The 12,475-nt window shown below is 73.0% G+C and carries 13 protein-coding genes; 3 read left to right on the forward strand and 10 right to left on the reverse strand.

Going from position 1 to position 12,475, the window contains the following annotated elements; translation table 11 throughout:
• Window positions 1-280: hypothetical protein (locus ABD223_RS27090; protein ID WP_425564018.1), on the reverse strand; the 280-nt coding region annotated here is incomplete at its 3' end.
• Window positions 277-795 carry a SigE family RNA polymerase sigma factor gene (locus ABD223_RS27095; protein WP_344039362.1) on the reverse strand — a complete coding sequence of 173 codons (519 nt, stop codon included), beginning with the start codon at window positions 793-795 and terminating at the stop codon, window positions 277-279. The genes ABD223_RS27095 and ABD223_RS27090, both read right to left, overlap by 4 nt.
• Window positions 796-1,170: 375 nt before the next feature.
• Between ABD223_RS27095 and ABD223_RS27100 the strand changes: the two genes are divergently transcribed.
• Window positions 1,171-1,443 (forward strand): GlsB/YeaQ/YmgE family stress response membrane protein, encoded by a 273-nt coding sequence (locus ABD223_RS27100; protein ID WP_344039363.1) that lies wholly within the window; start codon window positions 1,171-1,173, stop codon window positions 1,441-1,443.
• Between the two features lie 114 nt (window positions 1,444-1,557).
• On the opposite strand, the gene ABD223_RS27105 is transcribed toward ABD223_RS27100, so the two are convergent.
• Both ABD223_RS27105 and ABD223_RS27110 read right to left on the reverse strand, forming a co-directional pair.
• Entirely contained in the window at window positions 1,558-2,160 is a 603-nt protein-coding gene (locus ABD223_RS27105) for a response regulator transcription factor (protein WP_344039364.1), read from the reverse strand.
• A complete protein-coding gene (locus ABD223_RS27110; protein WP_344039365.1) occupies window positions 2,157-3,293 on the reverse strand; it encodes a sensor histidine kinase in 1,137 nt (378 codons plus the stop codon). Before ABD223_RS27110 ends, ABD223_RS27105 begins: the two co-directional genes overlap by 4 nt.
• Window positions 3,294-3,458: 165 nt before the next feature.
• On the opposite strand from ABD223_RS27110, the gene ABD223_RS27115 reads away from it, so the two are divergent.
• Complete coding sequence (locus ABD223_RS27115; RefSeq protein ID WP_344039366.1) at window positions 3,459-4,340, forward strand: ABC transporter ATP-binding protein; 882 nt, start codon at window positions 3,459-3,461, stop codon at window positions 4,338-4,340.
• Between the two features lie 62 nt (window positions 4,341-4,402).
• Entirely contained in the window at window positions 4,403-5,122 is a 720-nt protein-coding gene (locus ABD223_RS27120) for an ABC transporter permease (protein ID WP_344039367.1), read from the forward strand.
• Window positions 5,123-5,194: 72 nt separating this feature from the next.
• On the opposite strand, the gene ABD223_RS27125 is transcribed toward ABD223_RS27120, so the two are convergent.
• The 6 genes from ABD223_RS27125 to ABD223_RS27150 all read right to left on the reverse strand — a co-directional run bounded on the left by ABD223_RS27125 (window position 5,195) and on the right by ABD223_RS27150 (window position 12,465).
• The gene (locus ABD223_RS27125; protein WP_344039368.1) at window positions 5,195-6,001 is read right to left on the reverse strand and encodes an ABC transporter ATP-binding protein; all 807 of its coding nucleotides are present in this window, start codon (window positions 5,999-6,001) and stop codon (window positions 5,195-5,197) included.
• Window positions 5,998-7,080 (reverse strand): FecCD family ABC transporter permease, encoded by a 1,083-nt coding sequence (locus ABD223_RS27130; RefSeq protein WP_344039369.1) that lies wholly within the window; start codon window positions 7,078-7,080, stop codon window positions 5,998-6,000. Before ABD223_RS27130 ends, ABD223_RS27125 begins: the two co-directional genes overlap by 4 nt.
• The gene (locus tag ABD223_RS27135) at window positions 7,077-8,120 is read right to left on the reverse strand and encodes a FecCD family ABC transporter permease (RefSeq protein ID WP_344039370.1); all 1,044 of its coding nucleotides are present in this window, start codon (window positions 8,118-8,120) and stop codon (window positions 7,077-7,079) included. The genes ABD223_RS27130 and ABD223_RS27135 overlap by 4 nt, the downstream gene beginning before the upstream one ends.
• Window positions 8,117-9,160 carry an iron-siderophore ABC transporter substrate-binding protein gene (locus ABD223_RS27140; protein ID WP_344039371.1) on the reverse strand — a complete coding sequence of 348 codons (1,044 nt, stop codon included), beginning with the start codon at window positions 9,158-9,160 and terminating at the stop codon, window positions 8,117-8,119. Before ABD223_RS27140 ends, ABD223_RS27135 begins: the two co-directional genes overlap by 4 nt.
• A 239-nt stretch (window positions 9,161-9,399) precedes the next feature.
• Window positions 9,400-11,973, reverse strand: a complete 2,574-nt coding sequence (locus ABD223_RS27145; protein ID WP_344039372.1) for an Hsp70 family protein — start codon at window positions 11,971-11,973, stop codon at window positions 9,400-9,402.
• 15 nt (window positions 11,974-11,988) lie between these two features.
• Window positions 11,989-12,465, reverse strand: coding sequence for a hypothetical protein (locus ABD223_RS27150; RefSeq protein ID WP_344039374.1), 477 nt, complete (start codon window positions 12,463-12,465; stop codon window positions 11,989-11,991).
• Window positions 12,466-12,475: the final 10 nt, after the last annotated feature.

Genomic DNA, 12,475 nt, shown 5'->3' on the forward strand with positions numbered 1-12,475 from the left:
CCCGGAAGCGGGGGGGGGGCGCGACGGTGACGGTGACGGTCTCCAGGAGGTCGGGCGCGGCGGGCTCGGAACCCGCGTCGCGCAGGACCGCCGCGGCGACCCCGCCGGCGGCGAGCACCAGCGCCGTGACCGTCCCCACGGCCGCCGCCGCCCGGCGCCGCGCCCGCCGCGCGCCCCGGGCGGCGAGCGCCTCGGCCGCGCCCGGCCGCACCGGCAGCGCCAGCCGGTCGTCCGCCAGCAGCGCGCGCAGTTCCCCGTCCAGGTCGTCCCCGGTGTTCACGCCCACTCACCCGCCCGTGCTCGTAACGAGGCCATCGCCTTGCTGCTCTGGCTCTTCACCGTGCCCCGCGAGACACCGAGGGCACGGGCGATCTCCTCCTCCGACAGGCCCTCGTAGAACCGCAGCACCACCACCGCGCGCTGACGCGGCGGCAGGTCGCGCAGCGCGCGCCACAGCGGCTCGTGCTCCAACCGGTCCACACCGGCCTCGGCGGGCTCGTCGGGGAGGTCGGCGACCAGGTTCTCCCGCCTGCGCCGCCGCCACCGGCTGACGTGGGCGTTCGCCATCGCCCGCCGCACGTACGCCAGCGGGTCGGGATTGCCGCGCACGAGCGCCGCCCACCGCGAGGCGACCTTCTCCAACACGGCCTGGACCAGGTCGGCGGCGTCGTGCGGGTTGCCGGTCAGGACGTGCCCGTAGCGCAGCAGCCCGGGCATGGAGGCGCGCGCGAACTCGGTGAAGTCACGCACGGCCGCCTGCTCCTCCACGTGCTCCACGGGCGGCAACACGATCACACGGCCCCCCTTCCTCGTCGTGCAGTGCACGCTTGAGGGGCCCGATCGGTTGCCTCGGGAGGGGAAGCGGGAGCACCGGCCCGGTGGCGGAACCCGGCACGCCTCTCGCGCATCGCCGCGCACCGGCGGGCCGGGTGGACCAGGCGACCGGTGGCGGCCGGACCGTTCCGCAACCGCACGTCTACGCAGGTGGGAGCCGATCCGACCGGTGGTGCCAGGCCGCCGGTCGCGGTGGGCGATCAAGGGTGGCGGGGGAGCGGATTTTTGTGATCCGCAAAACATGGGTGTGAAATCCGGTTGAGTTGGGCAACCCGGTGTCGGTAACGATCACGCCGCGTCACAGGAGACGGCGTGGCACGAGGACAAGGAAGCACCGTGGGCATCCTGGGTTGGATCGTTCTGGGTCTCATCGCCGGCGCCATCGCCAAGGCCATCATGCCCGGCAGGGACCCCGGCGGCATCATCATCACCATGCTGCTGGGCATCGTCGGCGCCATTCTCGGCGGCTTCATCGGTCGCGCGATCTTCGGCTCCGACATCGGCAGCTTCTTCGACCTGAGCACCTGGCTGCTGGCCATCCTCGGCTCGCTGATCGTGCTCGGCATCTACCACGTCGTCACCAAGCGGGGCCACCGCGCCCACGGCTGACGCGACACCGCCGAACCGCTCGGGCCCGCCGGTCTTCACCGGCGGGCCCGAGGCGTGTGGGGGCCCGGCGACCCGGGCGCGTGACGCGGGGCGCGCCGAGCAGGGCTCCGGGCCTCACAGCCAGTCGTGCTCGCGCGCGTACCGGGCGGCCTCGTGCCGGGTCCTGGTCTGGGTCTTCTGCATGGCGTTGGAGAGGTAGTTGCGGACGGTGCCCTCCGCGAGGTGGAGCCGGGCGGCGGTGTCGGCGACCGAGTAGCCGTCGCGGGTCGCGCGCAGCACGTCGACCTCCCGGTCGGTGAGCGGGCAGTCGTCGACGACGGCCAGCGCGGAGACGTCCGGGTCGATCCAGCGCTTGCCGGCGTGCAGGGTGGCGATGACCGCGACGATGTGCGCGGGTTCGGCCGACTTGCTGACGAAGCCCTGGACGCCGAGCTTGAGGGCCTTGCGGAGCACCCCGGGCTTGGCGTGCCGGGTCAGCATGAGGATCACCTGGTCCGGTCGGGTGCGGCGGATCTCCGCGACGGCGCCCAGACCGTCCACACCGGGCATCTCCAGGTCGATGACGAGCACGTCGGGCCGGTGCCGAAGGGTGGCCTCGACGGCGGTCGCCCCGTCCTCCGCTTCGGCGAGCACCGTGATCTCGCCCTCGAGCGGGAGCAACGCGGCCATGGCCTTGCGGAGCAGGACTTCGTCGTCGGCGAGCACCACCGTGGTCATCGGTCCTCCTGTGCTTCGGAGCGGAACGCCGCGGCCGTGAGGAACCGGCCGTCCGACTGCTCGACGGTCAGCTCGCCCCCGTCGGCGGCGACGCGTTGGCCGAGGGCGGCCAGCCCCCGGAGCTCGGGTCGCGGCGCGCGCGGCGCGCCGTCGTTGAGGATGGTGATGCTCGACGACGACAGGGTGATCCGCACCCACGTCGCCTGGGCGTGGCGCAGGATGTTGGTGGTCGTCTCGCGGAGGACCTGGCCGAGCAGCTCGCCCGCGCCCGGGTCGACGTCCGCCTCGCGGTCGACGCGTACCTGGATGCCCGCGGCTTCGAAGAGGTTCCGCGCGTTCTCCAGCTCGGCGGAGAGGTTGAGCCGCCGTTGCGCGTAGGCGAGTTCCTTGGTCTGGGCGATGGTGTCGCTGACCAGCGCGTGGATCTCCCGCAGCTCCTGCTTGGCCCGTTCCGCGTCGGTGTCGACCAGCTTCCGGGCGAGCGCGGTCTTCAACTTCACCACGTGCAGGGTGTGGCCCTGGATGTCGTGCAGGTCACCGGCGAACCGGACGCGTTCGCGGATGACGGCCAGCTCCGCCTCCCGCTCGCGCGCCTCCTCCAGCTCGTCGACGACGTCGTAGAACCTCTTGTTGGGGAACATCAACCCGATCAGCACCGCGGTGGCGCCCGTGGGGACGAGGACGAACCGCAACAGCACGTCGGAGACGTCCTCGTGCGGCAGCAGCAGCCGCGTCGCCCCCACCGCGCCGACGTAGGCGAGGAGCGCGACGATCGCCGCGACCCGCCGCCGCGGCAGCTGGGGGATGACGTAGGAGCCCACGCAGGAGAGGCCGAAGAACGCCGCCGAGCTGCCGACCACCAGCACGGCGAAGGGCCACACCGCCGCGGTGACGACCAGGCACGGGACCGCGACGCGCAGCACGTCGCCCGCCGCCCACCGGCTGAAGGAGACCGCGGTCGCCACCACGCCGGCGCCGAGGACGGCGGCCTCCCACCAGGACCGGGCGTAGACCGCCACCGTGATGGTCCCGGAGACGGCGAGCAGCGGCAGGAACATGGTGAGGTTGATCCTGCGCAGCTGACCCCGCGCCGGCTCGGCGTCGCCCGGGTCGCTCGGCGGTCTGGGGTTCATGCGCGGCCCTCCCGGGTCGGCCGGACGAAGTGTGCCCGCCAGCATCGTCCGGCCCGGCGGTGGGGCACCAGTGACGTCGCGTCACATCTTCCCCCGGGAAATGTCACGCGGCCCGATGACGTGGTCGCACTGCCGGTCGTCCCCCGATGGCGGTGGGATCGGCGCATGACTTCGACACCAGTGATCGACGTGGACCGGCTGAACGTCAGGTACGGCGACTTCCACGCCGTCAAGGACCTGTCCTTCCAGGTGGGGCGGGGCGAGTTCTACGCCCTGCTCGGCACGAACGGCGCGGGCAAGACCTCGACCCTGGAGACCGTCGAGGGCCACCGCACGCCCACGTCGGGCACGGTGCGGGTGCTCGGGCAGAGCCCGTCGGACCGGGCCGCCGTCCGGCCGCGGATGGGCATCATGTTGCAGGAGAGCGGGTTCTCGCCGGACCTGACGGTGAAGGAGTCCGTCCGGCTGATCGGCGAGCTGACCCGGCGCGCCGACCGGGTCGAGCGGGTGCTCGGCGTCGTCGACCTCACCCGCAAGGCGAACACGAAGGTGTCACAGCTGTCCGGTGGCGAGAAGCGGCGGCTGGACTTCGCCACCGCCGTGTACGGCGCGCCGGAGCTGGTGTTCCTGGACGAGCCGACGACCGGTTTGGACATCCAGTCCCGGGACGCGCTGTGGGACGCGGTGGACAGGCTGCGCGAGGGCGGCTCGACCATCGTGCTCACCACGCACTACCTGGAGGAGGCGCAGCAGCGCGCCGACCGCATCGGCCTGATGCACCGGGGCTCCTTCCACCGGGAGGGGACCGTCGCGGAGCTGACCCGGACCCTGCCCGCCGTGATCCGCTTCGCCCTCCCGCCATCGACCCCCGAGGCGCCGCCGAAGGCGCGGCGCGCGGGTGACGGGACGTTCCACGTCGAGACCTTCGCCTTGCAGGAGGACCTGTTCACCCTGCTGCGGTGGGCACGGGACCACGCGGTGGAGCTGCGCGACCTCCAGGCGGGCCCGACCCGGCTGGACGACGTGTTCCGCGCCATCGACGACTAGCAGACCGCAACCGCACACCAGGGCCGGCAGGCCGCAACCGCACGCCAGGAGGTACACCAGTCATGCTCTCGATCGCTCGTGGCGAGCTGATCCAGATCTTCCGCAACCGCTCGGTGCTGATCAACAGCTTCGTCGTGCCGGTCGCGATCAGCGCGTTCTTCATCCACCGGCACGAGGTCTTCGCGGCGATCGGCAGCCTCGGCTACATCGCCGCGATCATCGTGTTCACCGTGAGCGCGTTCGGGCTCTACACCAGCGCGGTGACCACCCTCGCCTCGCGCAGGCAGAACCTGTTCCTGAAGCGGCTGCGCTCCACCGCGGCCGGTGACGCCGGCATCCTGGCCGGGCTGGTGCTGCCGGTCACCGCCCTCTCGCTGGTCCAGGTGACCGCGATCCTGGTCGTGCTGGGTTCGGTCACCGGCGCGCCGGACGACATCGGGCTGCTCGTGGTGGCCACGCTGGCCACGGCGGCCATGATGGTCGCGCTGGGCCTGGCCACCGCCGGGTTGACCAACTCGCCCGAGCACGCCCAGGTCACCACCTTGCCGGTGAGCCTCGGCACCATCGCCGTCGCCACCTGGGTGGGCATCACCGGCACCGAGGAGCTGACCCTGCTCAAGCGGCTGCTGCCCGGCGGCTCGGCCACCGAACTGGCCGTGAACGCCTGGAACGGCGGCGTCGCCGTCACGGACTCGCTGCTCCTGCTCGCGCCCACCCTGGCCTGGGTCGTCGTCGCCGTCGCCCTGGCCGCCAAGCTCTTCCGCTGGGAACCCCGCCGGTGAGCGGCGGGCCCGGTGAGCGCCCGTTCCCGGGCCGCGCCCGCCGAGCGGGCCGGCGACCACCGGACCGACCAGCTAGGCGGTGGTGGTGTGGTGCTTGCCCATCGGGAGCATGAGCGGTTTGCCGGAGACCGGGTCGACGATGATCCGGCAGTCGAGCCCGAACGCGGCGCGCACGCCCTCGGCGGTGAGGACCTCCTCGGCGGTGCCCGCCGAGTGCAGGCCGCCGTCGGCGAGCGCGATGAGGTGGTCCGCGTAGCGCGCGGCCAGGTTGAGGTCGTGCAGCACCATGACGATGGTCGTGCCGCGCGACCGGTTGAGGTCGGTGAGCAGGTCCAGGACCTCGATCTGGTGGCTCACGTCCAGGAACGTGGTGGGTTCGTCCAGCAGCAGCAGGTCGGTCTGCTGGGCGAGCACCATCGCGATCCAGGCGCGCTGGCGCTGGCCGCCGGACAGCTCGTCGACCGCGCGGTCGGCCAGGTCCGCCGTCCCGGTCGCCTCCAGGGCCGCCGCCACGGCCGCGTCGTCCTCCTTGCGCCGGCGCGACAGGATGCCCTGGTGCGGGTGGCGGCCGCGGCCGACGAGTTCGGCGACCGTGATGCCCTCCGGCGCCAGCGGCGACTGGGGCAGCAGGCCCAGGGTGCGGGCCAGTTCCTTGGCGGGCGTGCGGTGGACCAGCTTGCCGTCCAGCAGCACCCGGCCCGACTTCGGCGCCAGGAGCCGGGACATCGAGCGCAGCAGGGTCGACTTGCCGCAGGCGTTCGCGCCGACGACCACCGTGATCCTCCCCGGAGGGACCACCAGGTCCAGCGAGGTGATGACCGCGCGGTCGCCGTATCCGATGGTCAGCTCCTCCACCGCGAGGGTGTGGGTGGCGGTCACAGGGAGCCTCCGGCGCGGTTGGTGCGGATGATGAGGTAGATCAGGTACGGCGCGCCGAGCACGCCGGTGACCACGCCGACGGGGTACCGCGCGCCGAGCAGGAACTGGCCGGTGAAGTCCGCCACGAGCACCAGCAGCGCGCCGACCAGGGCGGCCGGGAGCAGCAGCGACCCGCTCGGCCCCACCAGCCTGGCGGCGATCGGGCCGGACAGGAACGCGACGAAGGCGATCGGGCCGGTGGCCGCCGTCGCGAACGAGATCAGCCCGACCGCGCAGACGATCACGACGACCCTGGTGGCGTCGAGGCGCACGCCCAGCGCCGAGGCGGCGTCGTCGCCGAGCCGCATGGCGCCCAGCGCGCGGGTCTGGGCCAGCAGGAGCGGGCCGAGGACGAGCACGGCGCACAGGACCGGGACGACGTCCGACCACGCGACGCCGTTGAGGCTGCCGGTGAGCCACCGCAACGCCTGCTGGAGGTCCCACTGGCCGGCTCCGCTGAGCACCCAGTTGATCGCGCTGTCCAGCACCGCGGCGATCCCGATGCCGATCAGGATCAGCCGGGTGCCCGCGACACCGTCCCGGTAGGACAGCAGGTAGATGAGCAGCGCGACGCCCAGCCCCACGACCACGGCGGCCACCTCGACGGCGGGGCCGGACAGCGAGAGCGTGACGATCGCGAACGCGGCGGCCGCGCTCGCCCCGGCGCTGACCCCGATGATGTCCGGGCTGGCCAACGGGTTGCGCAGCATGGTCTGGAAGGTCACGCCGCCGAGGCCGAAGGCGAGGCCGACGAGCGCCGCCAGCACCGTGCGGGGCAGGCGCAGTCGCCCGACCGTGAACGACGCGCCCGGCACCTGCTCGCCGAGGATCACGGCGAGCACGTCGCCCGGCGGGTAGAACCGCTGGCCGACCATGAGCGACACCGACATCGCCACCAGGACGAGCGCGGTGAGCAGCGCGACCACGAGGCGGCGCCGCCTGGCCCGGCTGAGCCTCGTGCGGACCACGAGGTCGACGGTCGCGGGGGAGGCGGTCGCGAGGGAGACGGGCGCGGGCGTGTCGGGTGCGGTGGCGTTCACAGTGCGCGGACCTTCTGCCGGCGGACGATCCAGATGAAGAACGGCGCTCCGATGAACGCGGTGATGATGCCGACGTCGATCTCCTCCGGCCGGGTCACGACGCGGCCGACGACGTCGGCGGAGGTCAGCAGCACCGCGCCGCCCAGGGCGGAGAAGGGCAGCAGCCAGCGGTGGTCGACCCCGATCAGCAGCCGGCACAGGTGCGGCACGACCAGGCCGACGAACCCGATGGGGCCCGCCGCCGCGGTCGCCGCGCCGCACAGCACGACCGCGCCGAACGAGGCGCCGAGGCGGATGAGCCAGACCCGCTCGCCGAGCCCGGCGGCCAGGTCGTCGCCGAGCGCCAGGGAGTTCAGGCCCCGCGCGGAGACCGCGCACACGACCGCGCCGACGACCAGGAACGGCAGCACCTGCCCGATCCGGTCGAAGGACGCGCCGCCGACGCCGCCGACCTGCCAGGACCGGAAGGTGGCCGCGATGTCGGCGCGCGCCAGCACGACCGCGCTGATCAGCGAGACCAGGGCGGCCGAGGTGACCGCGCCCGCGAGGGCGAGCTTGAGCGGGGTGGGGCCGCCGCGGCCGAGGGAGCCGACGGCGTAGACGAACACCGCGGCCGTCGCCGCGCCGAAGATGGCGACCCAGACGTGGGAGACGGGGTTGACCAGCCCGAACGAGACCATGCCGGTCACGACGGCCAGCGAGGCCCCCGTGTTCACGCCGAGGATGCCGGGATCCGCCAGCGGGTTGCGGGTCACGCCCTGCATGACCGCGCCGGCCAAGCCCAGCGCCGCGCCGACCAGCGCGGCCAGGAAGGTGCGCGGCACGCGCTGCGCGACGGCGGCCCGGGGGAGGGTGTCCTCCAGGCCGCGCACGCCCGCGAGGACGTCGGACGCGGAGACGTCGCGCGCGCCGAGCACCACCGAGGCGACCGCGGTCGCGACCAGGGCCGCCAGGACGGCGAGCAGCCAGGAGGCCCGGACGCGCCCCGGGCGCCGCGCGGTGGCGGCGCCCGGGGCCTCCCGGTCGGTCGACGCGCTCACTTGACCTTGTCGGCCGCCGCGGCGAGCCGGCCCGCGTACTCGTCCAGCACCCACGACACGGACATGGGCGTCGGGTTGGCCGCGGTGCCCGCGGGCCCGGAGCCGGCCAGCATCACGACCGAGCCGTTGGCCACCGCGCGCATCTTGGACAGCAGCGGGTTGGCGGCCAGGGCGCGGCCCACCTGCTCGTCGCCGTACCCGACGACGATGTCCACGTCGTCGAACGCGTCGATCTGCTCCGTGCTCTGCTGGAGGGAGAACTCGTCGGTGGCCGCCGACGCCCGGGCGATGCTGCCCGGCGTGGTCAGGCCGAGGTCCTCGAAGAACATCGCGCGGGTGTCGTGCGTGGTGTAGAAGCCGATCTTGCTCAGGTCCGTGGTGTCGAAGTGCGTCATGAACATCGTCGACTTGCCCTGGAGCTGCGGGTACTTCGCCTTGACCTCGTCGATCCGCTGCTCGATGTCGGAGATCAGCTCGTCACCGTCGGCGGATCGCCCGATGGCCTTGCTGCTCAGCTCGATGCTGTCGCGCCACGGCGTGGCCCACGCCGTCGTCGGGTAGGCGACCACGGGTGCGATCGCGCTCAGCGTGGTGTAGTCCTCCTGCGTGAGACCGGAGTACGGGGCCAGGATGACGTCGGGCTTGGTGTCGGCCACCGCCTCGAAGTCGATGCCGTCGGTCTCGTCGAACAGCACCGGCGTGGGGGCGTTGAGCTCCTTGAGCTTCTCGGACACCCACGGCAGCAGGCCGTCGGCGTCGTCGTCGCCGAAGTTGGCCTTGGCCATCCCCACCGGCACGACGCCCAGCGCGAGCGGCACCTCGTGGTTGGCCCAGGCGACGGTGGCGACCCGCTCGGGCTTCTCGGGGATCGTGGTCGACCCGAGCGCGTGCTCGACCGTGACCGGGAACGAGTCGCCGGGGGCGGACGGGCTGCCGGTCGCGGCGCCACCGCCGTCGTTCCCGCTCGTGGACGAGCAGGCGCCCAGTACCAGCACGGCGACGGAAGCGACGGCTCCGACCCGCAGGCGGCGTGAGCGCACGACACGAACCCCTTTCATCGAGGCAAGGCGCCGGGTGCCGGTGCCCACACGGAGCGCCTCGTGAGCGCCGGGGACGCGCGTTCGTCATCCCGAAGTGTGTTTAGCCTTGCCTAACGTAACTGTCCGTCGTGCAAGCCGGAAGACCCGTCCACGGGATGTGAAACTGATCTCGCAAAACGGGCATGACGGGCCGGTCACGTGCTAGGGGGCGCGCAGGGTAGCGGCGAGGTCAACCCCTGTCAGATGATGTCCTGGTCCAGGAGGCGGATGTCCTCGGAGATCGACCTGGCCTTGTGCTTCACGACCACGAGCTGGGCCTCGGCGCTCCGGGGCGCGCTGTCGTCACCGACCTTCCCGATCACGGCCTGGAGGTCGTCGACGGCGGCGCGGATCCGGTCGGCCCGGGGCCGGAACCGGTCGAAGTCGCCGCGGTCCACCAGCTCGGCCTCCTTCGCGCGCAGCTCTTGGCGCACCTGGTCCAGGTGCATGACGGCGATCACCTTCTGCACGCTCGCGGGCGGGAGCTCGTCGGCGCGGTCGTGGCCGGTCGGGCGCTCCAGCCTGCCGAGCAGGCTGTGCAACCCGTCGTTGACCTGGGCCCAGCGCCTGGCCTGGCGCCGGGCGTGCGCCGACCTGCCCTCCTGCTCCAGCCGGCCGAGGATCTGGGCGTGCGCCTGGACGTTCGGGTCGGAGCCCTGGGCCGCCATCACGTCCCTGACGCGCAGGACCACCGCCTCGAAGTGGGCGAGCGGCGGGTTCAGCTCGTCGCGCGGCGGGCGGACGACGCGGTCCAGGGCGCGCAGGACCAACCAGATCTCCTGCCGGTCGGGCACCGGGCTGTCGAACAGCCGGTGCGCCTTCCGGCGGAGCCGGTCGCCGGCGGCCCGCATCGTCATCCGCGCGGTGGCGTCGGTTTCGAGGGCGAGCCGCTCCTCCAGCTCCGCTTCGAGGGTGGCGAGCTCTTCCCGGAGCTCCGCCACCGTCGGGACCTCCATGCGGGGGATGCTGATGTCCACCGCGGCCTCGCGGATCACCGTCCCGGCGCGCGTGTGGACGGTGGCGCTGCCCTCGATCTTGTTGCTGCGGCTGATCTCCACGGTGAGGATCACCTTGGAACCGCGCGTGGCCTCCGGCGGCACGTCCCTGATCAGCACCGAGCCGATGAGGTCGTACTCCTGGAACAGCCTGATCTCGATGGTGTCGAAGTCGTTGGTGCGCTGGAACTCCAGCTTCCGGCGGGCGGGCAGCGTGGCGCCCTCGTCGGCGAGCGGCTCCATCCCGTCGGCCTTCTCGATGAACAGCGGTTTCGGCAGCACCGTCAGCACGGGCACGGAGGTGCCGCGGTCCTCGGCGTCCTCGGCGACGTGCTCGACCTCGAAGCGGTGCTCGACCAGGTTCCGGTGCTCGCCCTCGCCCGCGGTGAGGACGAACCGGGTGGTGGCCCCGGGCCGCAGGTCGACGTCCTCGAAGTGGAAGCGGCCCTCCTCGTCCGGCGTGGTCACGTGACGGGTGCCGCCGTCGTCGGTCAGGACGAGGGTCAGGGTCGCCGCCGCCCCGCCGTCCACGCGACCGGCGACGGTGATGCTCTCCTGCGGCGAGCGGGCTTCCACGTCGAGGTGGACCGTGACGCCGTCGCCCGCGATCTCGGCCGGGAGGGAACCGGCCCGCAGGGCCGCGCCGGCGGCGACGACGCGGTCCGGTTCCAGCAGCCGCACCTCCCGGTCCCACCGGCGGCGGATGGTCTCGGTCACCCACGGGCCCCACGTGGAGCCGCCGACCAGCAGGATCTCGTCGACCTGGTCGATGGTCAGGCCCGCCTCGGCGAGGATCAGCTCGCAGCCCTTGGTCTCGCCCGCGCCGCCGCGCCCCCCGAGCGTGTCGTCCAGCAGGTCCTGGATCAGCTCGGTGTACTGGAGCCGGTTGATCGAGTCGAGCAGCGTGACCGTTCGGCCGTCGTCGTCGGTGAGCTGCTCCCTGATGTGCACCGGCACCCGGTCCGTGCGCGCGTTGGCGAGCTTGAGCTTCGTGTCCTCCGCGACCCGCACCAGCCTGGTCCACGTGGCGTGGCGGCGCTGGTCCTGGTCGTCCACGGTGATCCGGACGCCGCGCTCGCGCAGCCGCTCGTAGAGCCAGTCCGCCAGCCTGCGGTCGAACGTGTAGCCGCCCAGCAGGCGGTCGCCCCCGAACGCCTTGATGGTGACCACGCCGCCGCGGCGCTCCATGACGGTCACGTCGAAGGTGCCGCCGCCGAGGTCGTAGGTGAGCAGCCGCAGCGGGTCGCGCTGATCGGCGCCGGCGTAGGCCAGTGCGGCCGCGGTCGGCTCCATCATGAGGTGCTTCTCCTGGTCGAAGTCGAACCCGGCGGCGAGCGCGGCCTCGGCGGTCTCCCGCATCATCGCGCCCTCGAAGAACGCGGGGTGGGTGATCACCGCCCGGTCGACGCGTTCGCCCAGGGCCTGCTCGGCGACGTCCTTCAGGTAGGAGAGGATGATGGTCGCGACCTCGCGGGCGCTGTACTCCCGCCCCAGCAGCCGGTGGCCGACGTTCGTGCCCATGGTGCGCTTGGAGGCGAGGATCGGGGCCTGGCCCTCGGCGGCGCGGTCCCTGGCGTCGGTGCCGACGACGAGGGAGCCGGGGTTGTCGGGGTCCTCCCACACGGCGGACGGGATGACGTCGTTGCCGTACGGGTCCGGGATGATCGTGACGTCGAGCGCCTCCAGGTAGGTGGGCGGCGGGTACCCGTCGACCAGGTCGACGCGCCCCTTCACGGCCAGCACGCTGAAGGTCGTGCCGAGGTCGATTCCGATGATCACGTGGCGCTCCCGGGGCTAGAGGTCGAACTGGACGTCGGCCTGCGCGTCGTGGGTGCCGTCCGGTCCCGGCACCGGCAGGTCCGCCCACGGCGGCCGGGGCACGTCCGCCGCGGCCAGGGGCGGGACCAGCGGTGCGAGGTCGGCGAGGTCGGTCAGGCGCAGCGGGCGGCGCGACGGTTCGAGCGCCGCCGCCTCCTCGACCGCGGCGCACAGCTCCGGCAGCCTGCCGGTGTTCGTGGCGGGACGGGGGTGGACGAGCAGCGCCTCCGACACCCGCCGGACCGGGTCGAGCAGCCGGGACTCCGCCTCGGCGAGGTCGGCCTCGGTGACCAGGCGGTCGGCCACCCGGTGCTCGCCGCCACCGCTGATCTTCCGCTCCAGGTCCTTGCGGCGGAAGGTGATCACCCACGGGTTGGCGTCCGCGCCCACCTGGAGGACCCCGAAGTGGTTCAGGCGGTACGGGTTCTCGCCCCGGACCCATCTCAACGGCACGTCCACCCCT

Origin of the sequence: Saccharothrix xinjiangensis (assembly GCF_039527585.1) — a bacterium.
GTDB classification, from domain to species: Bacteria; Actinomycetota; Actinomycetes; order Mycobacteriales; family Pseudonocardiaceae; genus Actinosynnema; species Actinosynnema xinjiangensis.

What these genes read in the sequence shown, in the direction of transcription:
- ABD223_RS27115 (WP_344039366.1), top strand. Translation starts at nt 3,459, where the DNA reads ATGACTTCGACACCAGTGATCGACGTGGACCGGCTGAACGTCAGGTAC.
- ABD223_RS27110 (WP_344039365.1), bottom strand. Translation starts at nt 3,293, where the DNA reads ATGAACCCCAGACCGCCGAGCGACCCGGGCGACGCCGAGCCGGCGCGG.
- ABD223_RS27105 (WP_344039364.1), bottom strand. Translation starts at nt 2,160, where the DNA reads ATGACCACGGTGGTGCTCGCCGACGACGAAGTCCTGCTCCGCAAGGCC.
- ABD223_RS27120 (WP_344039367.1), top strand. Translation starts at nt 4,403, where the DNA reads ATGCTCTCGATCGCTCGTGGCGAGCTGATCCAGATCTTCCGCAACCGC.